At 69.1% G+C, this 26,618-nt stretch carries 19 protein-coding genes; 17 read left to right on the top strand and 2 right to left on the bottom strand.

The window, feature by feature from the left end; all coding sequences use genetic code 11:
* Positions 1 to 93: 93 nt before the first annotated feature.
* Together ACFV6H_RS36855 and ACFV6H_RS36850 are read right to left on the bottom strand one after the other, a co-directional pair.
* The gene (locus ACFV6H_RS36855; protein WP_385551129.1) at positions 94 to 594 is read right to left on the bottom strand and encodes a Uma2 family endonuclease; all 501 of its coding nucleotides are present in this window, start codon (positions 592 to 594) and stop codon (positions 94 to 96) included.
* Between the two features lie 121 nt (positions 595 to 715).
* Positions 716 to 1,687 (bottom strand): hypothetical protein, encoded by a 972-nt coding sequence (locus ACFV6H_RS36850; protein ID WP_385551127.1) that lies wholly within the window; start codon positions 1,685 to 1,687, stop codon positions 716 to 718.
* A gap of 136 nt (positions 1,688 to 1,823) precedes the next feature.
* On the opposite strand from ACFV6H_RS36850, the gene ACFV6H_RS36845 reads away from it, so the two are divergent.
* From ACFV6H_RS36845 to ACFV6H_RS36765, 17 genes are all read left to right on the top strand, one after another.
* A complete protein-coding gene (locus tag ACFV6H_RS36845; protein ID WP_385551125.1) occupies positions 1,824 to 4,454 on the top strand; it encodes a valine--tRNA ligase in 2,631 nt (876 codons plus the stop codon).
* A 123-nt stretch (positions 4,455 to 4,577) separates the two neighbouring features.
* Positions 4,578 to 6,092, top strand: coding sequence for a bifunctional folylpolyglutamate synthase/dihydrofolate synthase (locus tag ACFV6H_RS36840; protein WP_384986271.1), 1,515 nt, complete (start codon positions 4,578 to 4,580; stop codon positions 6,090 to 6,092).
* 5 nt (positions 6,093 to 6,097) lie between these two features.
* Positions 6,098 to 6,511, top strand: a complete 414-nt coding sequence (locus ACFV6H_RS36835) for a DUF4233 domain-containing protein (protein ID WP_384792291.1) — start codon at positions 6,098 to 6,100, stop codon at positions 6,509 to 6,511.
* Positions 6,512 to 6,574: 63 nt separating this feature from the next.
* Complete coding sequence (ndk, locus tag ACFV6H_RS36830; RefSeq protein WP_066949757.1) at positions 6,575 to 6,988, top strand: nucleoside-diphosphate kinase; 414 nt, start codon at positions 6,575 to 6,577, stop codon at positions 6,986 to 6,988.
* Positions 6,989 to 7,262: 274 nt separating this feature from the next.
* Complete coding sequence (locus ACFV6H_RS36825) at positions 7,263 to 8,282, top strand: rod shape-determining protein (protein ID WP_046498926.1); 1,020 nt, start codon at positions 7,263 to 7,265, stop codon at positions 8,280 to 8,282.
* Positions 8,283 to 8,397: 115 nt separating this feature from the next.
* A complete protein-coding gene (gene mreC / locus ACFV6H_RS36820; protein WP_385551122.1) occupies positions 8,398 to 9,501 on the top strand; it encodes a rod shape-determining protein MreC in 1,104 nt (367 codons plus the stop codon).
* Positions 9,502 to 9,512: 11 nt separating this feature from the next.
* Positions 9,513 to 10,184, top strand: coding sequence for a rod shape-determining protein MreD (gene mreD / locus ACFV6H_RS36815; protein WP_093599612.1), 672 nt, complete (start codon positions 9,513 to 9,515; stop codon positions 10,182 to 10,184).
* Positions 10,181 to 12,355, top strand: a complete 2,175-nt coding sequence (gene mrdA / locus ACFV6H_RS36810) for a penicillin-binding protein 2 (RefSeq protein WP_385551120.1) — start codon at positions 10,181 to 10,183, stop codon at positions 12,353 to 12,355. Before mreD ends, mrdA begins: the two co-directional genes overlap by 4 nt.
* A gap of 3 nt (positions 12,356 to 12,358) precedes the next feature.
* Complete coding sequence (gene rodA, locus ACFV6H_RS36805) at positions 12,359 to 13,561, top strand: rod shape-determining protein RodA (RefSeq protein WP_384986267.1); 1,203 nt, start codon at positions 12,359 to 12,361, stop codon at positions 13,559 to 13,561.
* 27 nt (positions 13,562 to 13,588) lie between these two features.
* A complete protein-coding gene (locus ACFV6H_RS36800) occupies positions 13,589 to 15,244 on the top strand; it encodes a CHAD domain-containing protein (protein ID WP_385551117.1) in 1,656 nt (551 codons plus the stop codon).
* A gap of 96 nt (positions 15,245 to 15,340) precedes the next feature.
* Positions 15,341 to 17,290 carry a TIGR03960 family B12-binding radical SAM protein gene (locus ACFV6H_RS36795; RefSeq protein WP_384986265.1) on the top strand — a complete coding sequence of 650 codons (1,950 nt, stop codon included), beginning with the start codon at positions 15,341 to 15,343 and terminating at the stop codon, positions 17,288 to 17,290.
* A gap of 494 nt (positions 17,291 to 17,784) precedes the next feature.
* Complete coding sequence (locus tag ACFV6H_RS36790) at positions 17,785 to 18,528, top strand: IPT/TIG domain-containing protein (RefSeq protein ID WP_385551115.1); 744 nt, start codon at positions 17,785 to 17,787, stop codon at positions 18,526 to 18,528.
* A gap of 154 nt (positions 18,529 to 18,682) precedes the next feature.
* Positions 18,683 to 19,735 carry an IPT/TIG domain-containing protein gene (locus tag ACFV6H_RS36785; protein WP_385551113.1) on the top strand — a complete coding sequence of 351 codons (1,053 nt, stop codon included), beginning with the start codon at positions 18,683 to 18,685 and terminating at the stop codon, positions 19,733 to 19,735.
* 270 nt (positions 19,736 to 20,005) lie between these two features.
* The gene (locus ACFV6H_RS36780) at positions 20,006 to 20,494 is read left to right on the top strand and encodes an Ig-like domain-containing protein (protein WP_384986262.1); all 489 of its coding nucleotides are present in this window, start codon (positions 20,006 to 20,008) and stop codon (positions 20,492 to 20,494) included.
* An 87-nt stretch (positions 20,495 to 20,581) separates the two neighbouring features.
* Positions 20,582 to 21,118 carry a GNAT family N-acetyltransferase gene (locus tag ACFV6H_RS36775; RefSeq protein ID WP_385551110.1) on the top strand — a complete coding sequence of 179 codons (537 nt, stop codon included), beginning with the start codon at positions 20,582 to 20,584 and terminating at the stop codon, positions 21,116 to 21,118.
* Positions 21,119 to 21,385: 267 nt separating this feature from the next.
* Positions 21,386 to 22,168 carry a TIGR03936 family radical SAM-associated protein gene (locus ACFV6H_RS36770; RefSeq protein ID WP_384986260.1) on the top strand — a complete coding sequence of 261 codons (783 nt, stop codon included), beginning with the start codon at positions 21,386 to 21,388 and terminating at the stop codon, positions 22,166 to 22,168.
* A 232-nt stretch (positions 22,169 to 22,400) separates the two neighbouring features.
* Positions 22,401 to 26,582: an Rne/Rng family ribonuclease gene (locus ACFV6H_RS36765; protein ID WP_385551108.1), complete on the top strand. Its 4,182-nt coding sequence runs from the start codon at positions 22,401 to 22,403 to the stop codon at positions 26,580 to 26,582.
* The last annotated feature ends 36 nt before the right edge of the window (positions 26,583 to 26,618 follow it).

Below are 26,618 nucleotides of genomic sequence, written 5' to 3'. Positions count from 1 at the left end.
GTCCGCGCGCCCCGCCCCCGCCCCCCCCCGCCCCCCACCCCCCCCCACCCCCCGCGCCCCCCCCCCCCCCCCCCCGCTTCCGTATGTCCCGGATCAGTCTTCGTCGGAATCGAACGGTGCCTGGAATCCGGCGGTGCTGAGGGTGCAGTTGAAGGGCGCGGGAATGAGGATCTCCTTGCCGAACGGCACGGTGAGATGGGACGCGTATCCCTTGGCGGTCGGTGACCAGAAGACGGTGGCGCTGTCCTCCTGCATGTCGAGCAGCAGATAGACGGGAACGCCCGCCTTGCCGTAGCGCTCGACCTTGTCGACCAGATCCGCGTCCCGCGTCGACGCCGAGGTCAGCTCCGCGATGAAGGACAGGCCCTCCCCGTCCAGATGGCGACTCGTCGTCCTCCGGGTCCGGCGGTCGGCCGCATGCACATCCGGCCCGTACGCCCGCTCAATGCCGGGGAACACATAGAGCGCCGGTGCGGAGCTGACGCGATGGCCCTCCGGGAGATGGGGACGGAGCTGATCGCAGATCAGATCCATGACGTCGAGGTAGTACGCCTTCGCCGGGATCTTTGCCGGGGGCTCAAGCATCACCGTCATGATGCGTCTCCCTCGCGCAGCGGGCCAGTCCGGCACTCAGCGTAACCGAAAGACGCTGAAGCGTGAAAAGCGGGCGCCCGGCCGAAATAGCCGGGCGGGCGCCGTCGTGTGCTGTGTGTGGTCAGAGTTTTACTCGGACGTCGTTGCGGAGTTTGGCCGCGAGGGTGGCCGCGTCTGCGAGGGAGGTGGGTTTGCCGGTGGAGAGTTGGGCCAGGTCGATCGAGAGGACGTAGACGACGGTGCTGTGGTCGGCCCAGATGCAGGTCGGGAAGGATGATGTCTTGCCGCTGTCCGTGATCTTGGCTTCCTGGCACTTCAGGACGCCGTTCTCGAAGCCGGTGGGCGAGAACTCCTGCGGGCTGCCGACCAGTTCGCCTCCGCCGGTCTTGTCCGCGGCGGCTTCCGTTTTCATGCTGGCGAACAGCGCGTCGATGACCTTCTCCGGGTCCTCGATCTGACCGTAGACACCGCTGAAGGTGAGCTGATTGCCCATCAGGGTGTCGCTGCCGGCCTCGGTCGCATAGCCCGCGCCGACGTCCTTGGGGTTCTTCACACCCCAGGTCTCCATGTCCTTGATGTCCTTCTCGGACATGCCGTCGTCACCGGCCGCACCGGAATCGATCTTCTTGTACGTGCCGTCGATGACCGTCGCGGGCGTCGCCAGCTTGTGCGGGCCGTCGTCCGCGATCGAGCCGCCGCCACCGCCGCCCGAGGTCAGGACGTACGCACCGCCGGCTATCACCGCGAGCGCCACCACGGCGACACCGATGATCAGACCGGTCTTCTTCTTGGGCGCCGGACCCGGAGGAGGAGGCGGGTACTGGCCGCCGCCACCGTACGGAGGCTGCTGCGGCGGCTGACCGTACGGGCCGGGCTGCTGCGGATAGCCGTACCCCGGCGGCGTACCGGGCGGCGGCGGTCCCTGCGGCGGCCCTTGCGGCGGCACGCCCTGCGGCGCCTGCGGATAACCGTAGCCGGGCCCCGGCGGCCCCTGCGGCGGCTGCTGGCCGTAAGGGCCGGGCTGCGGCTGACCGTACGGCCCAGGCTGCTGCGGCTGCTGGCCACCGTACGGGCCCGGCTGGTTGTAACTCATCTGTCCTGTCCCCTCCAGAAACTTATGCGTTCCGAACATCCTGTCGGAAGGGACAGTGACCTGGGCCGTCCGGGGCAGCTCCGTTACCGAACTATCCCGTTTCAGTACGCGCCCGTGACACCTCTAAACTGACCCCGTGACCGAGAACACTCAGCAGCAGCCAGCCAGCAACCCCGAACTGCCGACCCAGTATGTGCCGGCCGAGGTGGAGGGGAAGCTGTATGAGCGCTGGGTAGACCGCGGTTATTTCGAGGCGGACGCGAAGAGCGGCAAAGAGCCGTACACCATCGTCATCCCGCCGCCGAACGTCACCGGCACCCTGCACCTCGGGCATGCCTTCCAGCACACGCTGATGGACGCCCTCACCCGCCGCAAGCGGATGCAGGGCTACGAGGCGCTGTGGCTGCCCGGGATGGACCACGCCGGTATCGCCACGCAGAACAAGGTCGAGCAGCAGCTCGCCGAGGAGGGCAAGTCCCGCCAGGACATCGGGCGGGACGAGTTCGTCGAGCGGGTCTGGCAGTGGAAAGAGGAGTACGGCGGCCGGATCCTCGGCCAGATGCGCCGGCTCGGCGACGGCGTCGACTGGTCGCGCGAGCGCTTCACCATGGACGAAGGGCTGTCCAAGGCCGTCCAGACGATCTTCAAGAAGCTCTACGACGACGAGCTGATCTACCGCGCCGAGCGCATCATCAACTGGTGTCCGCGCTGTCTCACCGCGATCTCCGACATCGAGGTGGACTACCAGGAGGACGACGGCGAGCTGGTCTCGCTGAAGTACGGCGAGGGCGACGAGACGGTCGTCGTCGCGACGACCCGGGTCGAGACGATGCTCGGTGACACCGCCGTCGCCGTCCATCCCGACGACCCGAGGTACGCGCATCTGATCGGCAAGCGGATCAAGCTGCCGCTCACCAACCGTACGATCCCGGTCGTCGCGGACACACATGTCGACCCGGAGTTCGGCACGGGCGCGGTCAAGGTGACACCGGCGCACGACCCGAACGACTTCGCCATCGGCCAGCGGCACGGTCTCGAATCCCTGACGATCATGGACGAGCGCGCCGTCATCACCGCGCCGGGCCCGTTCGAGGGACTCGACCGGTTCGAGGCGCGCTCCGCGATCGTGGAGGCGCTGCGCCAGCAGGGCCGCGTCGTCGCCGAGAAGCGTCCGTACGCCCACTCCGTGGGCCACTGCTCGCGCTGCAAGACGACGATCGAGCCGCGGCTGTCGCTCCAGTGGTGGGTCAAGGTCGAGCCGCTGGCGAAGGCCGCGGGCGACGCGGTCCGGGACGGGCGCGTCAGGATCCATCCGGAGGATCTGTCGAAGCGGTACTTCGACTGGGTCGACAACATGCATGACTGGTGCATCTCGCGCCAGCTCTGGTGGGGCCACCGCATCCCGGTCTGGTACGGCCCGAACGGCGAGACCGTGTGTGTCGGACCGGACGAAGAGCCGCCCACGGGCGAGGGCTGGACGCAGGACTCGGACGTCCTGGACACCTGGTTCTCCTCCGGTCTGTGGCCCTTCTCGACGCTCGGCTGGCCCGAACAGACCGCGGATCTCAAGAAGTTCTATCCGACCGATGTGCTGCTCACCGGCCACGACATCATCTTCTTCTGGGTCGCCAGGATGATGATGTTCGGGCTGTACGCGATGGACGGTGTGGCGCCGTTCCACACGATCGCGCTGACCGGTCTCGTCCGCGACGAGCACGGCAAGAAGATGTCGAAGTCCAACCCGAACTCGGTGGATCCGCTGGACTGGATGGACGCGTACGGCTCGGACGCCGTCCGCTTCACGCTGGCCCGTGGCGCCAATCCCGGCGCGGATGTGCCGATCGGCGAGGACTGGGTCCAGGCGTCGCGCAACTTCGCGAACAAGATCTGGAACGCGACGCGCTTCGCGCTGATGAACGGCGCCACGGTCGAGGGCCCGCTGCCCGCGGCCGGTGAGCTGTCGGCGGTGGACCGCTGGATCCTGTCGCGGCTGAACGAGACGGTCGCGCAGGTCGACGCGTACTACGAGGACTACCAGTTCGCGAAGCTCAGCGACGCGCTGTACCACTTCGCCTGGGACGAGGTCTTCGACTGGTACGTCGAGCTCTCCAAGACCACCTTCTTCGAGGGCGGCGCGCAGGCGCGCGTCTCCGGGCGGGTGCTGGGCGAGGTCCTCGATGTGATGCTGCGGCTGCTGCATCCGGTGGTCCCGTTCGTCACGGAGACGCTGTGGACCACGCTCACCGGCAAGGAGTCGCTCGTCATCGCGGACTGGCCGGCCGACAGCGGATTCCGTGACACGGAGGCCGAGCGGGAGATCGGGCATCTCCAGCAGGTGATCACCGAGGTCCGCCGGTTCCGGGCCGACCAAGGGCTTCAGCCGGGACAGAAGGTGCCGGCGCGGCTGGATCTGTCCGGTACGGCGCTGGCGGCGCACGAGGCGGCCATCCGTCAGCTTCTGCGGCTCCAGCCGGAGGGCGAGTCCTTCCACGCGACGGCGACGCTGCCGGTCGCGGGCGCGCGGGTGGTGCTGGACCTGTCGGGCGCGATCGACGTCGAGGCGGAGCGGAAGCGGCTGACGAAGGATCTGGGCGCGGCGGAGAAGGAGAAGGCGCAGGCGGAGGCGAAGCTCGGCAACGAGGCGTTCCTCGCGAAGGCGCCCGATCAGGTGGTGGAGAAGATCCGCGCCCGGCTCGCCAAGGCGGAGACGGACATCGAGCGGATCACGGCCCAGGTGGCGGCCCTGCCGCAGGACCCGCAGGACTGACGCCCGTACCGCCCGTACGTCTGTACACGCCCGTACGTGCTTGTACGCAGGTGTGAGCTCGGCCCCTCGGCCCGTGACCGGCCGGGGGGCCGGGCTGTCGGTGGGGCTCCGTAGACTGGTGGCGTGAGCGAGCAGCGTCCATTCGACCAGCCCGGCGAGCCCGACGATTTCGACGAGATCGTCGCCGCCGAGACCGAGCGCGACCCCGACCTGGCGGTGATAGAGGCTGGCAGTCGTACGCTGCGCGCCCAGGCAGGGCCCGCGCAGAGCGACGGCGTGCCCGGGCGGCCCGAGGATCCCGAGGTGGACAAGGCGCTGCGCGCCGTGGAGCAGGAGCTCGCCGGGCGCTGGGGCGAGACGAAGCTCGATCCGTCGGTGAGCCGGATCGCCGGGCTGATGGATGTGCTGGGCGATCCGCAGCGTACGTATCCCTCGATCCACATCACCGGTACCAACGGCAAGACGTCCACGGCCCGGATGATCGAGGCGCTGCTCGGCGCGTTCGATCTCCGTACCGGCAGGTACACCAGCCCGCATGTCCAGTCGATCACCGAGCGGATCAGTCTGGACGGCGCGCCGGTCTCCGCCGAGCGGTTCATCGAGACGTACGAGGACATCAAGCCGTATGTCGAGATGGTCGACGGCATGCAGGAGTACCGGCTCTCCTTCTTCGAGGTGCTGACGGGCATGGCGTACGCGGCGTTCGCGGACGCGCCGGTGGATGTCGCCGTGGTCGAGGTCGGTATGGGCGGCACCTGGGACGCGACGAATGTCATCGACGCCACCGTCGCTGTTGTGACGCCGATCGATCTGGACCACACGGACCGGCTCGGGAAGACGCCCGGTGAGATCGCCGTGGAGAAGGCCGGGATCATCAAGCAGGGCGCGACGGTGATCCTGGCTCAGCAGCCGGTGGACGCGGCGCAGGTGATGCTCAAGAAGTCCGTCGATGTGGACGCGACGGTCGCGCGCGAGGGCATGGAGTTCGGTGTGGTGGCCCGGGAGGTCGCGGTCGGCGGGCAGTTGCTCACCTTGCGCGGTCTCGGCGGTGAGTACGAACAGGTCTTCCTGCCGCTGTACGGCGCCCATCAGGCGCACAACGCGGCGGTGGCGCTCGCGGCGGTCGAGGCGTTCTTCGGTATCGGCGCCCAGCACGCGCGTCCGCTGGACATGGACACCGTCCGCAAGGCGTTCGCGTCGGTGTTCTCGCCGGGCCGGCTCGAAGTCGTACGGCGTTCGCCCACGGTGGTGCTGGACGCCGCGCACAATCCGGCGGGCGCGCGCGCCGCCGCCGACGGCATCACCGAGTCCTTCGGCTTCAGCCGGCTGATCGGTGTGGTGGGCGCGAGCGACGGCAAGGACGTGCGTGGCGTGCTGGAGGCGCTGGAGCCGATCTGCGCGGAGCTGGTGGTCACCCAGAATTCGAGCTACCGCGCGATGGACGCGGACGAGCTGGCCGCCGTCGCGGTGGAGGTCTTCGGTGACGACCGCGTACAGGTCGAGCCGCGGCTGGACGACGCGCTGGAGGCGGCGATCACACTGGCCGAGGACGAGTCCGAGTTCGCGGGCGCCGGAGTGCTGGTGACCGGCTCGGTGATCACGGTCGGCGAGGCCCGGCTGCTGTTGAAGAGGAGCTGAATTCCTTGCGTACGCTCTGTGCGTCGACGCTGATCGCCGAGATCTTCGTGATCGGTTTCGCCGGTCTGGTCGCGATGAAGTCGGACGATCTGGCGGTGGGCACGGTCTGGACGGTCTGCGGCATCGCGATGGTGCTGTGTCTGCTGCTCTGCGGGATGATCACCCGTCCCGGTGGTGTGCAGCTCGGCTGGGCGCTCCAGATCGCGCTGGTCGCGAGCGGTGTGGCGGTGCCCGCGATGTTCGCGCTGGGTGCGATCTTCGCGGCCCTGTGGTGGGCCTCGGTGCACTACGGGCGGGCGATCGACCAGGCCAAGGCGCGCTGGGCGGAACAGGCCGAGGCCCAGGAGCGGGCCGGGTCCGGGGAGCAGGTCCAGGAACGGGCCCCGGGACAGGCCTCGGCAGAGGCTGACGCTGTGTAATCGACGCGGGCCGGGCCCTGTAGCCTCTAGGTCCTGCATCCCGCACATGAAGGAGCCTGCACCGTGACCGAGCGCACTCTCGTCCTCCTCAAGCCCGACGCGGTCAGGCGCGGGCTGATCGGCGAGATCATCGGCCGTATCGAACGCAAGGCGGGCTGGACCATCACCGCCCTTGAGCTGCGCACGCTGGACCAGGAGACGCTGGAGCAGCACTACGGCGAGCACAAGGGCCGGCCCTTCTACGAGCCGCTGCTCGGCTTCATGGCCTCGGGCCCGGTCGTGGCCCTGGTGGTCGAGGGCGAGCGCGTCATCGAGGGCGTGCGCGCCCTCGCCGGTCCTACTGACCCGATCGCCGCAGCGCCCGGGTCCATCCGGGGGGACTTCGGCACCATTGTCCGGGAGAACCTGATCCACGCCTCGGACTCCGAGGAGTCCGCCATTCGGGAACTGAAAATTTTCTTTCCGGGCCTTTCCTGACCGTCGGTCAGCCGAACGAGGCCGACCGCCTGAGGCGACCGAAGGAATTCGGTCGCCTTTGGGCATATGCGGGGCCATTACGGGAACGCGTTCGGCCGACTCTTCGTCACCCTTGACGAGGTGGGCCGACGAGTTCGCGGGGCGGGCCAGCGAGCGGACGCCGCACAGGCGTGACTACGATGGAAGCCTCCAAGCCACAGCACCCACCTCGCCATCCTGAGAAGCCATCAAAGCTCTATCTGGGAAGGCCAGACGCATCCTCATGGGGAACAACATGTCGTTCATCGGCCGTGACATGGCTGTCGACCTCGGGACCGCCAACACGCTGGTGTACGTCAGAGGCCGGGGGATCGTACTCAACGAACCGTCCGTCGTAGCCATCAACACCAACACAGGCGGCATTCTCGCGGTCGGCGCCGAAGCGAAGAAGATGATCGGGCGGACACCGGGCAACATCGTTGCTGTCCGGCCACTGAAGGACGGTGTGATCGCCGACTTCGAAATCACCGAGCGCATGCTGCGCTACTTCATTCTGAAGATCCACAAGCGTCGTTATCTCGCCAGGCCGCGCGTGGTCGTCTGTGTGCCCTCGGGTATCACGGGCGTCGAGCGCCGCGCCGTCATCGAGGCCTCCACCCAGGCCGGCGCGCGTCAGGTGCACATCATCGAGGAGCCCATGGCCGCGGCCATCGGCTCCGGGCTGCCGGTCCACGAGGCCACCGGCAACATGGTGGTCGACATCGGCGGCGGCACCACCGAGGTCGCGGTGATCTCCCTCGGCGGAATCGTCACGGCACAGTCGATCCGTGTCGCCGGCGACGAGTTGGACAACGCGATCATCCAGCACATCAAGAAGGAGTACTCCCTCCTTCTGGGTGAGCGGACCGCCGAGAGCATCAAGATCACCATCGGTTCCGCGTACGACCTCGACAAGGACGAGCACACCGAGATCCGCGGCCGTGATCTGGTCTCCGGGCTGCCGAAGACCGTGGTCATCTCCGCCGCCGAGGTGCGCAAGGCCATCGAGGAGCCGGTCAACTCGATCGTCGACGCGGTGAAGACCACACTCGACAAGTGCCCGCCCGAGCTGTCCGGCGATGTGATGGACCGTGGGATCGTGCTCACGGGCGGCGGCGCCCTGCTGCGCGGTCTTGACGAGCGGCTGCGCCGGGAGACCGGAATGCCCATCCATATCGCCGAGGATCCGCTGGACTCCGTCGCGCTCGGAGCCGGCAAGTGCGTCGAGGAGTTCGAGGCGCTCCAGCAGGTGCTGGACGCCCAGCCCCGTCGTTGACGCGCTCCACGCTCCGCCGTACGGAATCCGCTCCCCCGGACCTCCCGTACGGCGGATCGCCGATATCCCCGATCCACGCTGAAACATTCCTACGAGGAAGGCACGGCCGCCGCACGTGAGGGACACACGAGAGAGCCGGCTGCTCCTGGTGCTGCTGGTCGCCATCGCGTTCGCACTGATCACGGTGGATATCCGCGGTGGTGAGGGCTCACCGGTCGACGGCGCGCGGCGGGCCGCCGCGGCGGTCTTCGGCCCGGTGGAGCACGGCGTCGCGTCCGCGGTGAATCCGGTCGGCAACGCCATAGGAGCCGTACGGGACTCCGGCGCGCGGCACGACCGTATCGCCGCGCTCCAGAAGGAGAACACCGCGCTCAAGACCAAGCTCGGCAGCGATGTCCGCAACCGCAGCCGGGTGCAGGAACTCGACAAGATGCTCAAGAAGGCGGGCGCCGGGCAGTACGGCATCAAGGGCGCCGAAGTCATCGCCATAGGAGCGGCCCAGGGCTTCTCCTGGACGGTCACCATCGACGCGGGATCCGACGACGGCATCGAGCGCGACATGACGGTCATCAACGGCGACGGGCTGGTCGGCCGTGTCACCACCGTCGGCCCGAGCACCGCGACCGTACTGCTCGCCAATGACCCGGACTTCACCGTGGGCACCCGGATGGAGGCGACCGACGAGCTGGGCTTCGCCACCGGACAGGGCGACCGTCCGCTCTCCGTCCAGCTCCTCAACGGCAAGTCGAAGGTGAAGAAGGGCGACCGGCTGGTGACCTTCGGCTCCAGCAGGGACAAGCCCTTCGTGCCCGGTGTGCCGGTCGGCCAGGTCGTACGCGTCGATCCGTCCGGCGGCAATCTCACCCGGACCATCTATGTACGGCCCTTCGTCGGATTCACCAAGCTGGACATCGTCGGTGTGGTGGTCGAGGCACCCAGGACCGATCCGAGGGACACGGTGCTGCCGCCCAAGCCCAAGGCCGAGCCGACGCCCACCGTGACGGTCACCGTCACTCCGTCGCCCGAGGGCAATCTCGAAGTCAACGGCGAGGCCGCCGATATCGCGGGCGGTACGGACCAGGGCGACGGCACGGGCGTCCCGCCGGCCAATCCGCCCGCCAACCCACCGGCTGTCCCGCCTGCCAACCCGCCAGGCAATCCACCGGGCGACGGCAACGCGCAAGACAATCCCGACGGCCAAGCGGACGACCAGGAGTAGGGCTGATTCCCATGCGCTTCAACCGGATTCTGCTCTCCACCACGCTGGTCGTGGTGGCCATGGTCGTCCAGGTGTCCATCCTCGCCCGACTCCAGCTTCCCGGCGCCGTTCCCGATCTGACACTGCTCACGGTCCTCGCGCTGGCCTTTGTGTACGGGCATGTCGGCGGCGCGTTCATCGGTTTCGGCGCCGGACTGCTGGCCGATCTGGCACCGCCCGCCGACCACGCGGCCGGGCGCTATGCCCTGGTGCTCTGTGTCATCGGCTATCTGGCGGGCCTCGCCCGGCCCGAGAAGGGCCAGATGAGATCGGCGCTCGCCCCGATGGCCGCGGTCGTGGTCGCGGCGGTCGGTTCGACACTGCTGTACGCGGCGGTGGGCGCCCTCGTCGGTGACGGCGCCGCCCGCCATGTGGGCCTCGCGGGCCTGCTGTTCTCCGCCGCCGTCTACGATCTGCTGCTCGCGCCGTTCGTCGTACCGCTGATCATGTGGCTGGCCAGACGCGCCGAGAACGATCCGCTCGCCGGGACCGAGAAGAGCGGCGGCGGCTCCGATGTCTCCTCGGGCTGGCAGGCCACCGGCACGGGACTGCGGATCGGCAGCCAGCGCGGCGGACTGTGGGTCAGGGCCGCCCGTAACCGCGCGGCCAGGGCGGGACGTATCAAGGGGGTCAAGCGGCTTTGAGCAATATCCCGGAGACCGGGCGGACACAGCGGGTCCAGATCCGGCTCATCGTCATCCAGGTCCTCGTCCTCTCCCTGCTCCTCACGCTCGGCGGCCGGCTCTGGTATCTCCAGGTCCGCAACGGCCAGGAGTACACGGACGAGGCCAGGAGCAACCACGTACAGCAGGTCGTCCAGCCGGCCGTGCGCGGTTCGATCCTCGACACCCGAGGCGTTCCGCTCGCCGACAACGAGACGCGGCTCGTCGTCTCCACCAGCCGTACGGACCTGATGAAGATGGACGACGGCGGCAAGGACGTACTGACCCGGCTCGCCGATGTCCTCGGGATGAAACCCAAGGACGTGATGGACAAGGTCAGGCTCTGCGACGCGAAGACTCCGCAGCCCTGCTGGAACGGTTCGCCGTACCAGCCGATCCCGATCACCGACGAGGCCACCACACAGCAGGCGCTCCAGATCCGTGAGCGCGCCGAGGACTTTCCCGGGATCACCGCCGAGCCCACCGCCGTACGCCGCTACACCGCGCCCGGTCTCGCCAACACCGCCCAGGTGCTGGGCTATCTCTCGCCCGTCACCGACGCGGAGATCACCAAGGCGCACGACACCGACTCGCCGTATCTCCGCTCCGACCAGGTGGGCCGCTCGGGCCTTGAGCGTACGTACGACAAGGCGCTGCGCGGCAAGGCCGGTGTCACCCGCTACGAGGTCGACAATCTGGGCCGTGTCATCGGACAGGCCCGCAGCGACGTGGCCGAGCCCGGCGCCCATGTCGTCACCTCCATCGACGCGCGCGTGCAGGCTGTCGCCGAGTACGAGCTGAACGAGGCCATGAAGGCCGCCCGCAAGGAGATGGACCGCAACACCAACACGCCCTACAAGGCGGACTCCGGAGCCGTGGTCGTGATGGAGGCGAAGACCGGGCGTGTCGTCGCGATGGCCTCCCAGCCGACGTACGATCCCAACGCCTGGGTGGGCGGTATCTCCGCCAAGGACTACGCCAAACTCACCAGCAAGAATTCCAACTTCCCGCTGCTGAACCGGGCCATCCAGGGCCAGGCGGCGCCCGGCTCGATCTTCAAGGTCGTCTCCTCGACCGCCGCGGTCAACGCCGGCTACGACTTCAACGGCAGCTATCCCTGCCCCAGTTCGTACAACGTCGGCGGCCAGACCTTCCAGAACTTCGAGTCCCGGGGCTACGGCAGCATCAGCCTCGGCAAGGCGCTCGAAGTCTCCTGCGACACCGTCTTCTACGGGCTCGCGCACAAGGAGTGGATCAAGGACGGCGGTCTGAAGCCCAAGAAGGACGCCAAGAACTGGTTCTACAAGACGGCCCATCAGTTCGGCCTCGGCAAGGAGACCGGTATCGACCTGCCCAACGAGGTCACCGGCCGGATCCCGGACCGCGAGTGGAAGCAGAAGTTCTGGGAGGCCAACAAGGCCAGCTGGTGCAAGCAGGGCAAGAAGGGCGGCACCTATGTCCAGCAGCTCGCCTACGAAGGCTGTCTCGAAGGCAATCTGATGCGCGCCGGTGACTCCGTCAACTACTCGATTGGCCAGGGCGACATCCTCGTCACACCGATCCAGATGGCGACCATCTACTCGGCGATCTCCAACGGCGGCACTCTCTACAATCCGGTCGTCGGCAAGGCGATCGTCAGCGCCGACGGCAAGCAGACCAAGATCATCGAGCCCAAGTCCCATGGCAAGCTGCCGTTCGACGCGAAGACGCGCGACTTGATAGACGAGGCTCTCGCGGCCGTGACCACGCGCGGCTCCGCCGCCTGGCGGTTCGGCGGCTGGCCGCAGAAGCAGATCCCGATGCACGCCAAGACGGGTACGGCCGAGGTCTACGGCAAGCAGACGACCTCGTGGTTCTCGTCGTACACCAGCGATTACACGATCATCATGACGATCTCCCAGGGTGGTACCGGCTCCGGAGCGTCGGGGCCCGCGGTGCGGAAGATCTACGAGGCGATGTACGGACTGAACGCGAAGGGCGAGCAGGACCTCAGCAAGGCGCTGATGCCCGAGCCGCGCACGGAACTGCCCAAGATCCAGCCCGACGGCTCGATCGACGCGCCGAAGGTCGAACCGTACGAGCCGCCGAAGGAACCACTGGAGCCCCAGCTCCTCGCGGGCCCGCCCGCGGTGACCACCGCACGGAGGGACTGAGCGATGGCCGGCCCAGGTGGCTTCTCGGTCTCCGGATACGGTCCGCAGCGCGGCACATGGACCCGGCTCGCGTCCCGTGACTCGATGGTGCGCAGGCTCGACTGGCCGCTGATGTTCTCGGCACTGGCGCTGTCGCTGCTGGGCTCGCTGCTGGTCTGGTCGGCGACCCGTAACCGTACGCAGCTCAACCAGGGCGATCCGTACTTTTTCCTGCTGCGCCATCTGCTCAACACCGGCATCGGTTTCGCCCTGATGGTCGGCACGATCTGGCTCGGGCACCGCACACTGCGAGGCGCGGTGCCGGCGCTCTACGGGCTCTCCGTCGTGCTGGTCGTACTGGTGCTCACACCGCTGGGCGCCACCATCAACGGCGCACACGCCTGGATCCTGCTTCCCGGAGGCTTCTCGCTCCAGCCGTCCGAGTTCGTGAAGGTCACGATCATCCTCGGCATGGCGATGATGCTGGCGGCCCGGGTGGACGCGGGCGACCAGGAGCATCCGGACCACTGGATCGTCGCGAAGTCGCTCGGCCTCGCGGTGGTCCCGATGATCATCGTGATGATGATGCCGGACCTCGGTTCGGTGATGGTCATGGTGGTGATCGTGCTCGGCGTGCTGCTCGCCTCGGGCGCCTCCAACCGGTGGATCTTCGGGCTGGTGGGCGCCGGTGCGATCGGAGCGGTCGCGGTCGCGGCGCTCGGTGTGCTGGACGAGTACCAGATCAACCGCTTCGCGGCCTTCGCCAATCCGGAGCTGGATCCGGCGGGCGTCGGCTACAACACCAACCAGGCGCGGATCGCGATCGGCTCGGGCGGACTGACCGGCACCGGGCTCTTCAAGGGCTCGCAGACCACCGGACAGTTCGTGCCCGAGCAGCAGACGGACTTCGTGTTCACGGTCGCGGGCGAGGAGCTGGGATTCGTCGGCGCCGGGCTGATTCTGCTGCTGCTCGGTGTGGTGCTGTGGCGGGCCTGCCGGATCGCCCGGGAGGCGACCGATCTGTACGGGACGATCATCGCCGGCGGCATCATCACCTGGTTCGCGTTCCAGTCCTTCGAGAACATCGGGATGACGCTGGGCATCATGCCGGTGGCCGGGCTGCCGCTGCCGTTCGTGTCGTACGGCGGTACGTCGATGTTCGCGGTCTGGATCGCGGTGGGACTGCTCCAGTCGATCCGGGTGCAGCGACCGCTGGCGGCCCTATGACGGTAATTCGCGGGTATGTTCCAGAGTATGGCGGAAACGAAGCGAGAGATCGAACGTAAGTACGAACTCCCGAGCCGTTCCAGGGACGGCGGAGTGGCTTCCGGCGGAGCGGTGGTGTCCGGCGGAGCGGCCGGGCTGCCGGATCTGGCCCGGGCCAAGGGAGTGGACGCCGTACGCGCCGACGGTGTCGTGGAGCTCGACGCGGTCTACTACGACACGGCTGATCTGCGTCTGGCCGCTGGCTCCCTCACGCTCCGGCGCAGAACGGGCGGCGACGACGCGGGCTGGCATCTCAAGCTGCCCGTCTCGCCGGGCGTCCGTGACGAGATCCGGGCGCCGCTGGCCGACACCGTCCCCGAGGAGCTGACCGCCCTGCTGCGCTCGCGGATCCGCGACGCGCGGCTGATCCCGGTCGTACGGCTGCGCACCTCGCGCGACATCAGCAGGCTGCTCGGCGGCGACGGCGCTCCGCTGGCGGAGGTCAGCGTCGACACCGTACGGGCGCAGCGCCTCGGTGACACCGTGGTCGCCACCTCGTGGACCGAGGTCGAGGTGGAGCTGACGGACGACGCCGATCCGGCGCTGCTGGACGCGGTGGACAAGAAGCTGCGCAAGGCCGGGCTGCGTCCCGCGTCCGCCGCGTCGAAGCTGAGCAGGGCGCTGACGGAGACGGCGCGCGAGGACACTGGGAAGGACGCGCAGGGCGCGAAGGACGAGGGCGCCGGGAAGCCGGTCGGCAAGGGCGTGAAGGGCGCGAAGGCCAAGCGCGCGAAGGGCAAGGGCGCCAAGAGGCCGGTCACCGCCGCCGAGCATGTGCTCGCCTATCTGCGGGTCCAGGCCGATGCGATCGTCGCCCAGGACCCCGCCGTACGCCGCGATCTGCCGGACTCCGTGCACCAGCTACGCGTCGCCACCCGCCGGATGCGCTCCGCGTTCCGTACGTACGGCAAGGTCGTCGACCGGTCCGTGACCGATCCCATCGGCGAGGAGCTGAAGTGGCTCGCGGCGGAGCTGGGCATCGACCGTGACCAGGAGGTCCTGAACGAACGGCTGCTCTCCCGGATCGCCGAGCTGCCCGACACACTGCTGCTCGGCCCGGTGCGCGCCAGGCTCAGGATCTGGAACGCCGGCCGCCGCGCGGGCTCGCGGAGCCAGGCCGTCGCCGTACTCGACAGCGAGCGGTATCTCGCCCTGCTGGACAGCCTCGACGCGCTGCTCGCGGATCCGCCGCTGCTGCGGCCGGCCGCGGCGAACCGGCCCGGGAAGGTGCTGCCCGCGGCGATCCTCAAGGACTACGGACGGCTGGCGGGCCGCGTGGAGCAGGCGTTGGAGCTTCCGCCGGGCGAGGAGCGTGACATCGCCCTCCACAACGCCCGCAAGGCGGCCAAGCGCGCCCGTTACGCGGCCGAGGCGGCCCTGCCCGCGCTGGGCAGGCCCGCTCAGCGGTTCGTCAAGCGGATGAAGGCCGTACAGACCGTGCTCGGCGACCACCAGGACAGTGTGGTGGCCCGTGACGCCCTCCGTGACCTCGGTATCCGCGCCCACGCGGCGGGCGAGTCCGCGTTCACCTGGGGCCTGCTGCACGGCCATGAGGAGGCCCAGGCGGCGGGCCGGGAGCGGGAGCTGCCGCAGGTGTGGGAGCGGGCGTCGGCACCGGGGCTGAGGGCGGATCTGACCGGCTGAGCACCGGGGTAGTCTGGATGGCCAGCCTTGTCGGCCCACCGACGGTCTCCTGTCGATCCACCGTCGGTCCACCCACTGTCGGTCCACGAAAGATCCGTGATGCCTGAATCGGTCTTCCCACAGCTCGAAGCCCTGCTCCCGCATGTGCAGAAGCCGATCCAATACGTGGGCGGCGAGCTGAACTCCACCGTCAAGGACTGGGACGCGTGCGACGTCCGCTGGGCGCTGATGTATCCGGACGCCTACGAGGTCGGACTGCCCAACCAGGGCGTCATGATCCTGTACGAGGTGCTGAACGAGCGCGAGGGTGTGCTCGCCGAGCGTACGTACAGCGTCTGGCCGGACCTCGAAGAGCTGATGCGCGAGCACAAGGTGCCGCAGTTCACGGTGGACTCGCACCGCCCGGTCTCCGCCTTCGACCTCTTCGGGCTGAGCTTCTCCACCGAGCTGGGCTACACCAATATGCTCACGGCCCTGGATCTCGCGGGCATCCCGCTGGCGGCCCGGGACCGTACCGTCGACCATCCGATCGTCCTCGCGGGCGGTCACGCGGCCTTCAATCCCGAGCCGATCGCGGAGTTCATCGACTGCGCGGTGATCGGCGACGGCGAGCAGGCCGTCCTGGAGATCACCGAGATCGTCCGCGCCTGGAAGGCGGAGGGCCGTCCGGGCGGGCGCGAGGAGGTCCTTCTCCGGCTCGCCAAGACGGGCGGTGTGTACGTACCGGGCTTCTACGACGTCGAGTATCTGCCGGACGGGCGTATCGGCCGTGTCGTACCGAACAGGAGCGGTGTGCCGTGGCGGGTGTCCAAGCACACCGTCATGGACCTGGACGAGTGGCCCTACCCGAAGCAGCCGCTCGTACCGCTCGCGGAGACCGTCCATGAGCGGATGTCCGTGGAGATCTTCCGCGGCTGTACGCGCGGCTGCCGCTTCTGCCAGGCCGGCATGATCACGCGCCCGGTGCGCGAGCGGAGCATCACCGGCATCGGCGAGATGGTCGAGAAGGGCCTGAAGGCGACCGGCTTCGAGGAGGTCGGTCTGCTCTCGCTCTCCTCCGCCGACCACAGCGAGATCGGTGACATCGCCAAGGGACTCGCCGACCGGTACGAGGCGGACAAGATCGGTCTCTCCCTGCCGTCGACCCGTGTCGACGCGTTCAATGTCGATCTGGCCAACGAGCTGACGAGGAACGGCCGCCGGTCCGGGCTGACCTTCGCGCCCGAGGGCGGCTCCGAGCGGCTGCGCAAGGTCATCAACAAGATGGTTTCGGAGGAGGATCTGATCCGTACGGTCTCCACGGCCTACGGCAACGGCTGGCGTCAGGTGAAGCTGTACTTCATGTGCGGTCTGCCGACCGAGACCGACGAGGACGTCCTCCAGATCGGTGACATGGCCGTCAAGGTCATCGCCGAGGGCCGGAAGGTCTCCGGACAGAACGACATCCGCTGCACGGTCTCGATCGGCGGCTTCGTACCCAAGCCGCACACGCCGTTCCAGTGGGCGCCGCAGCTCGGCGCCGAGGAGACCGACGCGCGTCTTGAGAAGCTCCGCGACAAGATCCGCGGCGACAAGAAGTACGGCCGCTCGATCGGCTTCCGCTACCACGACGGCAAGCCCGGCATCGTGGAGGGCCTGCTCTCGCGCGGCGACCGGCGTATCGGCGCGGTCATCCGCGCGGTGTACGAGGACGGCGGCCGGTTCGACGGCTGGCGGGAGTACTTCTCGTACGACCGCTGGATGGCGTGCGCGGAGAAGACGCTGCCCGAGCACGGCGTGGACGTCGCCTGGTATACGACCCGTGAGCGTACCTACGAGGAGGTCCTGCCCTGGGACCATCTGGACTCCGGTCTCGACAAGGACTGGCTCTGGGAGGACTGGCAGGACGCGCTGGACGAGACCGAGGTCGAGGACTGCCGCTGGACTCCGTGCTTCGACTGCGGTGTCTGCCCTCAGCTCGACCTCGACATCCAGATCGGCCCGACGGGCAAGAAGCTGCTGCCGCTGACGGTGGTCAACGCCGGGCCCGGAGCGAGCGCGGGCTGACGCGCGGCGGAGGGATGTCCCGAAGGGGCCGAGGTCCGAGGACCTTGGCCCCTTCGTCGTGCTGTGCCGGCGAGGCAACGGCGAGGGACCTCAGCGGGATAGTCCTATGATCCGCTATTCGTGAATGCGCGGTAAGTGCGCCTGTTTTTCACGTCTTGGTGCGCTCGGCCGAAAGAGTGACTTCATGTTAAATCTCTTGCTGAGAGCATCACTCGGATGGGTGACTGAAGTCTCCGCATCGGCGGACGCAGAAATCCTCGAAGAGAGGCGAACCGACCCCTGGGCGCGCACGCGAGTGCTCATCCGGGATGTGTTCCTCAATGGCTTTACGTGCGGCGCGAGAGGCTCGAACCGCATTCCGACGCCGACGTAAAGCCATCGAGTCACCACAGTGGACACGAGAGCCGACCCGCCCCGATCCGGGACCTATGCGAGTCCGAATGCCCGACCACTGCTCGGCAATGTACCGCATTCCGAGCGAGGAGGAATCTCCCATGCCCATCAGTCCGACCCAGGGATCCAGTGGCGGCGGCACGCTCGTCACGATCACCGGGACCAACCTCAGCGGCACCACCGCGGTGCGTTTCGGCACCCGGTCCGCCACCTCCGTCACCAATGTCTCGCCCACTCAGGTCACCGCTGTCTCTCCGGCCGGCAACGGCGCGGTCGGCGTCACGGTGACCACTCCGGGCGGGACCAGCAATCCGATCCCGTTCTACTACGTCGGCGCACCGTTCAAGCAGACGCTGAGCCCGACTTCCGGATCGACGGCGGGCGGCACGCTCGTCACCATCAACGGCACCGGTCTCTCCAGCGCCACCAGTGTCGCCTTCGGCGCCAACACCGCCGTGCCGACAGTGGTGTCGGACGGTCAGATCACCGTTACCGCACCGGCCGGCGCGGCCGGTTCGGTCGGAGTCAGTGTCACCACGGCCGGAGGCACCAACAACGGGCTCTCGTTCACGTACGTGGCCGTCCCGACCGTCACGACCGTCACTCCCGCCGAGGGACCGACGGCCGGCGGCACTCCGGTGACGGTGGCCGGTACCGGTCTCACCAGCACCAACAGTGTCACCTTCGACGGCAACCCGGCGCCCTTCACGGTGATCTCCGACACCGCGGTGTCGGCCGTCACTCCGCCCGGCGCGGCCGGTCCCGTCGATGTCGTCGTGAGCAACGACGCGGGCAGCGCGACCGCGACGGACGGGTTCACGTACGTCGCAGGTCCCGGTATCTGACCGCTTCTCCATAGAGCGGCTGGTACTTCACAAGGGTTTACGCGGCCACTTCGCGAAGTGGCCGCGTAAACCTTCGATCCCATCCAGACCTTCGAGACCGTCCGATCAGCCATCTCCGGCCTTCCCGGGCCGACGACCAGCTACGGGAGACACCGTGGAAAGCAGCGACCAAGCGGCAGGAGCGGCACGGCCAACCGCCGTCGCCGCCGCGCCCGTTCTCAACTCGGTCGTACCCAATGTGGGGCCCTCGGCAGGCAGCAGCAGCGTCACCTTGAACGGCAGCGGTTTCGTCGGAGTGACCGCGGTCAACTTCGGCGCTACTCCTGCCCTCACCTACACCGTCAACTCGGCGGTCCAGATCACCGCGACAACTCCGGCCGGTACGGGCACCGTTCCCGTCACCGTCAGGGTTCCCGGCTTCACCAGCAACGCCGTCAACTACACCTATGCGCCGACGCCGACACTGACCGCGCTCTCGCCCAGCCAGGGACCTTCGGCCGGCGGCACCTCGGTCGGCCTCACCGGCACCGGCTTCACCGGAGTCACGGCGGTCACCTTCGGCGGTACGCCCGCCACCAGTTACGTCGTCGACTCCACCACTCACATCACCGCCGTCGCGCCTGCCGGCACAGGCGCTGTGCCGGTCACGGTCACCACGCTCGGCGGTACCACCGGGCCCGTCTACTACTTCTATCTGGGCGCGCCCGCGCTCATCTCCGTCACGCCTTATCAGGGCGCTTCGTCCGGTGGCACCACGGTCGCCATCAGCGGCACCGGTCTCGCCGGCGCCACGGCGGTCACCTTCGGCGGCACGCCCGCCACGAGTTACGTCGTTGACTCCGCGACCCACATCACCGCTGTCGCGCCCGCGGGCACCGGTACGGTCGCGCTCACCGTCACCGCTCCGGGCGGCACCAGCAACTCCCTCAACTACACCTATGTACAGGCGCCGGTACTCACCGCCCTCGCTCCCGGTCAGGGACCGACGAGCGCCGGATCCGGTGTCACGCTCACCGGCACCGCTCTGACCACCACGACCACCGTGCGCTTCGGTGTCACGCCCGCCGAATTCACCGTGCTCTCGGACACCGCCATTGCCGCGCTCGCACCGGCTGGTCCCGCGGGCTCCGTCGCCGTCAGCGTCATCACTCTCGGCGGAACGAGTAATTCCCTGACGTATTTGCGCGTGCCGCCTCCGCAGATCTGATCGGGTACGCCAGATCTGATGCAGTTCTGATGCGGCTCTGATGCGGCGCGTCATTTTGCGTCATTCAGATGTCAAAAAGCGTCGAAAAACGTAAGGAGAAGCAGCACAACCGTAAGAAGAAACGTATCCGCTCGGACGGGTGATCCCTCTGACCCATGCGGGCCGATCACGCCGACAGCTCCCCTTCGGCCCACGATGCGCGTTCTACGGTCTCGTTTCCGAATCAGCGAAACGAAATCGTCCCCAAGGGCCGATCGAGGAGTCGAAGCAGTGAGGCTTTTGCAAGAGCGGAAGATGTGGAAAACGGTGACCTTCGCGGCGGTGGCCACGGTGGTCGCCTTTGCTTCACCGGCGGCAGCGGCGGTGCCGTCCTCGACCACCGTCCAGGCGACACCGTCGTCGGCGTCCGTCGGGCAGTCCGTGGTGCTGAGCGCCACGGTCTCCTGCACGGCGGATCCCAGCGGCGGCCTCGGAGTGACGTTCTTCGACGGCAGTGACCTGCTGAACACCGTGCCGGTCGATGCCGGCGGTCAGGCGTCGTACACGACCACCTTCAGCACGACGGGCACGCACACGATCACCGCCGCGTACAACGGCAACACCGACTGCGGCGCCTCGAACGCCGAGACGACGGTCACGGTGTCGGAGACGCCGGTGCCTCCGACACCTCCGGGCCGGCTCTGTCTCCTTGCCTGCGGTGGCCTGGGCCTGGTCAACTTCTCGGTCGGCGACATCCACAACGAGATCAACGTCGACTGAGGCCTGTACACGCCCGGTCACGGGCAGCCGCGCCCGGTCACGGGTAATCCGTGGCCGGGCGCGCGCGTGCGGCGGCACAATGGGCGGATGCCGCGGTTCATCGCTCCCGACGTACGGATCCAGGCCTCCTTCCTCGACGCGATGGCGGAGTTCGTGGCGGAGGGCGCGGGCGAACGGGCCCTGCTGCTCCATGAGATGGAGGAGTTCGCGGCGAGCTGGCACCGGCCCGAGGTCTTCGCGACGTATGTGGACCGGCTCAACGCCGAGCCGCTGGAGGAGACTCCGCGCGTCGACGGCTGGGTGCCCAACACCACGCTCTGGTACGTCGACGGCGACACCTTTCTCGGACGCCTCGCCATCCGCCACCGCCTCAACCCTTTTCTGCGTGAGCTGGGCGGCCATATCGGCTATGCCGTACGTCCCAGCGCCCGTCGGCGCGGCCATGCGACCGCGATGCTGACCGAGGCCATCCCGGTCGCCCGCGGGCTCGGTATCGAGTCCGTCCTCGTCACGTGCGACACCACGAACACCGCCTCGCGCAAGGTGATCGAGTCGGCGGGCGGAGTGCTGGAGGACGAGCGCGGCGGAAAACTGCGCTTCTGGATCGGAACGGCGGCCGTCTGACGCGTCCCGACCGGACAGGGCCTCGTCCGCGCGCCTCGTCCGCAGAAGGCTGGGGAACTGTCGGAGGGCGTTACGCGTACTCTGGGTAGTACAACGATCGTCCCCGGCGCGGAGCCCGCACCTGAGATCTGCTCGCGGAAGCGGGACTGAGCCGGGACCCGGGGGTCACCCCACGTCCGAGGGCGGCGCGTCACCGCGTACCGCCCGCACCGAGGAGAAGAAGCACTGGGCAAGCGACAGCCCGAAGGCCCGCCACCCGCACCGGCGGTGCAGCGCATCCGACTGCGCTACACCAAGCGCGGACGCCTCCGGTTCACCAGCCACCGTGACTTCCAGCGTGCTTTCGAGCGGGCGCTGCGCCGCGCCGATGTGCCGATGGCGTACTCGGCGGGGTTCACACCGCACCCGAAGGTCTCGTACGCCAATGCCGCACCCACCGGCACGGGCAGTGAGGCCGAGTTCCTGGAGATCGCCCTGGCGGAGGCGCGCGACCCGGACAAGCTGCGTGAGCTGCTGGACGAGTCGCTGCCGGCCGGACTCGACATCGTCGACGCCGTCGAGGCCCGTACGTCGGGACTCGCCGACCGGCTGACCGCTTCCGTCTGGGAGCTGCGGCTGGACGGCGTCGAGCCGCAGCGGGCGGAAGAGGCCGTGCAGGCCTTTCTCGCCGCCGAGTCGGTCGAGGTGGAACGCCGTACGAAGAACGGTCTGCGGACCTTCGACGCACGGAGTGCCGTGGTCACGCTGGAGTCCGCTCCTCCACAGGCTGATAGGCCGGGGGACGGGCCCTGTGCGATACTGCGGCTGGTTGTTCGGCACGCAACACCCGCCGTTCGACCCGACGACGTCCTGTCCGGTCTCCGAGCTGTGGCCGACCTGGCGCCGCCGGTCCCCGCAGCGGTGACCAGGCTGGCGCAGGGGCTCTTCGACGAGGAGACCGGCACGGTGACCGACCCGCTCGCGCCCGACCGCGAGGCAGTCCGGCCCGCGCCATCCACGGCCGCCGTACTCGCCGCCGCGAAGGCGCCGGAAGGTGCAGGTTCCGCGTAGGGCGGTCGTTGTAGCGCAGCTCCGGGACTCGGGAGCCACCTGGGTCGGGCCGCGCACTGACCAGAAGACTTTCGCCAGGCCGTGCGCACAGCGCGTAGGGAACCGGCGAGCCAGACATAACAGCTCCCGTGCGGCGCCCGCGCCCCGGACGGCGGCATTCGCGCACTGCGCGGGCCGCGGCCGGACCGGATCCAGGCGTGGCGCCCGGGAGCGTGACGGGAGAAACCCCCGCATGCTTGAGCCCATCGAACCCGGAAACCCCGGGAACGCCGACAACAACGACAGCAACGACAACAACGCAGAGAACAACTCTCCGAGCGACACGCTGCCGCCGCGCCGCAGGCGCCGGGCCGCGTCCCGGCCCGCCGGGCCGCCGACCGCAGGTGCTGAGAGCGGCGACGCCGTGAGCGTGGCCGAGACGGTCGTGCCGGCCATACCGGCTGCTGAGGCGGCCGAGGCGGCTGTGGCGGATGCCGTGGCCGAGGAGCCCGCGCCGCCGCGCACGCGCCGTCGTGCGACACGCAAGGCAGCGGCGCCGGAGGCGGCCGTGCCCGAGGTGACGGCTGAGACGACTCCGTCGGCAGAGGCGGAGAGCGCCGAGACGGCTGTGGCCGAAGAGGCCGCGCCGCCGCGCACGCGCCGCCGTGCCACTCGTAAGGTCGCGGCGCCGGTCGAGACCGCTGAGCCTGCCGTGACGGTCGTGACGGCCGAGACGGCCGAGTCAACGGAGAGCGCTGTGAGCGCCGAGGGCACTGATGGTGCCGGGACGGTGGTGGCCGAGGAGGCCGCGCCGCCGCGTACGCGCCGTCGTGCGACCCGTAGGGCCACCGCGCCCGAGGCCGCCACGTCCGAGGTCGCCGCGTCCGAGATCATCGTGCCCGAGCCCGCCGCCGAGCCGGAGCCCGTCGAGGCCGCCGCCGAGGAGAGCCCGGCCGAGGAGCCCGCCGCCGTGGAGCCCGAGCCCAAGCCCGCCACCCGTACGCGCCGTCGCGCCACCCGCAGGGCCACCGCGCCCGCCGGTGCGCCGGGCGCAGAAGAGAGCGAGAGCCAGGAGGGCGAGGGCCTGCCGCAGGACATCGTCGCGCAGATCAGCGCCGACGAGGTGCACGTCCAGGCCGCCGAGAAGGCCGCGAGCCGTGGCCGTACACGCCGCAGGGCCACCGCGCCGGAGACCGCCGCCACAGCCGCCACCACCGCTCCCGAGCCCGTGAGCGGCGCCCTGGCCGCGTCCGTCGCGGAGCCCGCCGAGGCACCCGAGCGCTCGCGCCGCCGTGCCAACCGGCCCGCCGTGGCCGTCTTCCAGGCGCCCGTCTTCACCGAGCCGATGTTCCAGACGCCGGAGACCGCGGCAGCCGCCGCGGCTGCGGTCAGGCCCGCGTACGACGACGCCTACGACGCCGAGTACTCCGCCGATTACAACGACGCCGCCGAGCTCGACCAGGACCAGGACCTTGACCACGAGGCAGGGACCGGGACGGTCGCGGCGGCCGAGCCTGTCGCCGCGCCGGAGCCCTCCGGCCGTCGCAGGCGCCGCCGTCGCGGTGAGTCCGCCGAGCCGGTGGAGAGCGCGCCGGCCGCCGAAGAGCAGCCGCGCGACGCCCGTGACTCCGTGGACGAGACCGGCACCGAGGCGGAGCAGTCCGCCGAGGGCGACGACTCCGACGAGTACGAGGACCGTCCCTCGCGCCGCCGTCGCCGTGGCGGCCGTCGCCGTCGCCGTGGCGAGTCCGCCGAGGCCGACGAGACCACCGACGAGCAGCACGACGAGTCCGCCGACCACGCTGAGCACGCCGAGGACGGCGACAGCGACGCGGACGACGAGGAGCACGACGAGGCCGAGTCGGCGGAGTCCTCCGGTGGCGGCTCCTCCAGCAGCCGTCGCCGCCGTCGCCGTCGTCGTCGCAGCGGTGACGGCGCTGCCGAGGCCGAGTCGGGCGGCGACGACCCGGAGCGTACGGTCGTCAAGGTCCGCGAGCCGCGCGAGCGGCGCGGCAAGGACACCGAGCCCGGCACCGGCGCCGACGAGGTGCAGTCCATCAAGGGCTCGACGCGTCTGGAGGCCAAGAAGCAGCGCCGCCGCGAGGGACGCGAGCAGGGCCGCCGCAGGGTGCCGATCATCACCGAGGCGGAGTTCCTCGCCCGGCGCGAGGCCGTCGAGCGCGTGATGGTCGTCCGCCAGAACGGCGAGCGCACCCAGATCGGTGTGCTTGAGGACAACGTCCTGGTCGAGCACTACGTCAACAAGGAACAGGCCACCAGCTACGTCGGCAACGTCTATCTGGGCAAGGTGCAGAACGTACTGCCGTCCATGGAGGCCGCCTTCGTCGACATCGGCAAGGGCCGTAACGCCGTGCTGTACGCGGGCGAGGTCAACTTCGAGGCGCTGGGCATGGCCAACGGCCCGCGCCGGATCGAGAGCGCCCTCAAGTCCGGCCAGTCGGTGCTCGTCCAGGTGACGAAGGACCCGATCGGCCACAAGGGCGCCCGGCTCACCAGCCAGGTCTCCCTGCCCGGCCGCTATCTGGTCTATGTGCCCGAGGGCTCGATGACCGGCATCAGCCGCAAGCTGCCCGACACCGAGCGGGCCCGGCTGAAGACCATCCTCAAGAAGATCGTTCCCGAGGACGCGGGCGTCATCGTCCGTACGGCCGCGGAAGGCGCCAGCGAGGACGAGCTGCGCCGCGATGTCGAACGGCTCCAGGGACAGTGGGAGGACATCAAGAAGAAGGCGAAGAGCGGTAACGCGCCGACGCTTCTCTACGGTGAGCCCGACATGACCGTCCGCGTCGTGCGCGACATCTTCAACGAGGACTTCACAAAGGTCATCGTCAGCGGTGACCAGGCGTGGGAGACCATCCACGGCTATGTCACGCATGTCGCGCCCGATCTCTCCGACCGGCTGTCGCGCTGGACGGGCGAGGCCGATGTCTTCGCGACGTACCGGATCGACGAGCAGCTCATGAAGGCGCTGGACCGGAAGGTCTGGCTGCCGAGCGGCGGTTCGCTGGTGATCGACAAGACCGAGGCCATGGTCGTGGTCGACGTCAACACCGGGAAGTTCACCGGGCAGGGCGGCAATCTGGAGGAGACCGTCACCAGGAACAACCTGGAGGCGGCCGAGGAGATCGTGCGCCAGCTGCGCCTGCGCGACCTCGGCGGGATCGTCGTCATCGACTTCATCGACATGGTGCTGGAGTCCAACCGGGATCTGGTGCTGCGGCGGCTGCTGGAGTGCCTGGGCCGGGACCGTACGAAGCACCAGGTCGCCGAGGTCACCTCGCTGGGCCTGGTGCAGATGACGCGTAAGCGGGTCGGCCAGGGACTGCTGGAGTCGTTCTCCGAGACCTGTGTGCACTGCAACGGGCGCGGTGTGATCGTCCATATGGAGCAGCCCACGACGGTCGGCGGCGGTGGCAACGGCAAGCGCTCCAAGAAGCGCGGCCGTGGTGGCGTGTCCGGTGTGGACCACGAGCACGAGCACGAGCTCGCCGGGGTCGCGGCGGAGACGGAAGCCGAGGCCGAGGGCGAGACGGAGGCCGAGATCGCCGCGGAGGTGGCCGCTCCGGCCGCGCTGGCGGAGCCGGCCTTCGCGCCGGACGAGGAACTGTTCAGCAGCGTGGCGGAGGCCGAGGCGTCCGTACGAGGACGCTCGCGTCGCCGTGCGTCGCGCAAGGCGACGGCTCCGGCCGGCTCGCCGAAGGCGGTGGAGCCGGAGGCCCTGGCCGAGGCTCCTGTGGAAGCACCGGTGGCGGTGATCGCGACCGACGTGGCCGAGCCCGAGGCGCCCGTCGAGGAAGCGCCCAAGGGCCGTACGCGCCGTCGGGCCACGCGCAAGGCGACGGCTCCGGCCGGTTCGCCGAAGGCCGGGGACGACGCGGCTGCGGCCGAGGTGGTCGTGCCGGCGTCCGAGCCCGTGTCCGTAACGGCGGAGCCGGAGGCCGTGCCGACTGTGTCAGCGGTGCCGACGGTGGAGGAGACTCCGGAAGAGCCGCCAGTGGCGGCTCTTCCGCGCGCCCGTCGCCGTGTGACCCGCAAGGTCACGGCACCGGCCGGGCCGCCCTCGGGCGCCGAGGACGCGGCGGTCGTCGTGGTGACGTCGGCGAAGCCCGACACAGCGCCCGACGAGCCCGCAGAGGCACCCGCCCAGGACGCTCAGGAGGCCCAGGACACTCAGGACGCCTCGGAGGAGCCGCCCGCGGCCAAGAAGACGGCACGCAAGACAGCCGCCAAGAAGTCCACCGCGAAGAAGACGGCTGCCAAGAAGACGACGGCCAAGAAGACCGCGGTGAAGAAGACGACGACAGCGAAGAAGGCGACGACGGCCAAGAAGACGGCCGCGAAGTCGACGGCGAAGAAGACGGCGGCGGCGGAACAGCAGACGCCGTCCGGAGTCAGCGCCTCCACGGAGGAGTAGGGCTCCGGCGCCGGACGGACCGCAGTGGCGGTCCGT

It is taken from the genome of Streptomyces sp. NPDC059743 (assembly GCF_042732975.1).
Lineage (GTDB): Bacteria > Actinomycetota > Actinomycetes > Streptomycetales > Streptomycetaceae > Streptomyces.
This window is presented reverse-complemented; position numbering and strand designations above follow the sequence as displayed.

Coding starts and splice junctions, on each gene's coding strand:
- ACFV6H_RS36855 (WP_385551129.1), bottom strand. CDS start 594: ATGACGGTGATGCTTGAGCCCCCGGCAAAGATCCCGGCGAAGGCGTAC.
- ACFV6H_RS36850 (WP_385551127.1), bottom strand. CDS start 1,687: ATGAGTTACAACCAGCCGGGCCCGTACGGTGGCCAGCAGCCGCAGCAG.
- ACFV6H_RS36825 (WP_046498926.1), top strand. CDS start 7,263: ATGTCGTTCATCGGCCGTGACATGGCTGTCGACCTCGGGACCGCCAAC.
- mreD (WP_093599612.1), top strand. CDS start 9,513: ATGCGCTTCAACCGGATTCTGCTCTCCACCACGCTGGTCGTGGTGGCC.
- rodA (WP_384986267.1), top strand. CDS start 12,359: ATGGCCGGCCCAGGTGGCTTCTCGGTCTCCGGATACGGTCCGCAGCGC.
- ACFV6H_RS36800 (WP_385551117.1), top strand. CDS start 13,589: ATGGCGGAAACGAAGCGAGAGATCGAACGTAAGTACGAACTCCCGAGC.
- ACFV6H_RS36790 (WP_385551115.1), top strand. CDS start 17,785: ATGCCCATCAGTCCGACCCAGGGATCCAGTGGCGGCGGCACGCTCGTC.
- ACFV6H_RS36775 (WP_385551110.1), top strand. CDS start 20,582: ATGCCGCGGTTCATCGCTCCCGACGTACGGATCCAGGCCTCCTTCCTC.
- ACFV6H_RS36765 (WP_385551108.1), top strand. CDS start 22,401: ATGCTTGAGCCCATCGAACCCGGAAACCCCGGGAACGCCGACAACAAC.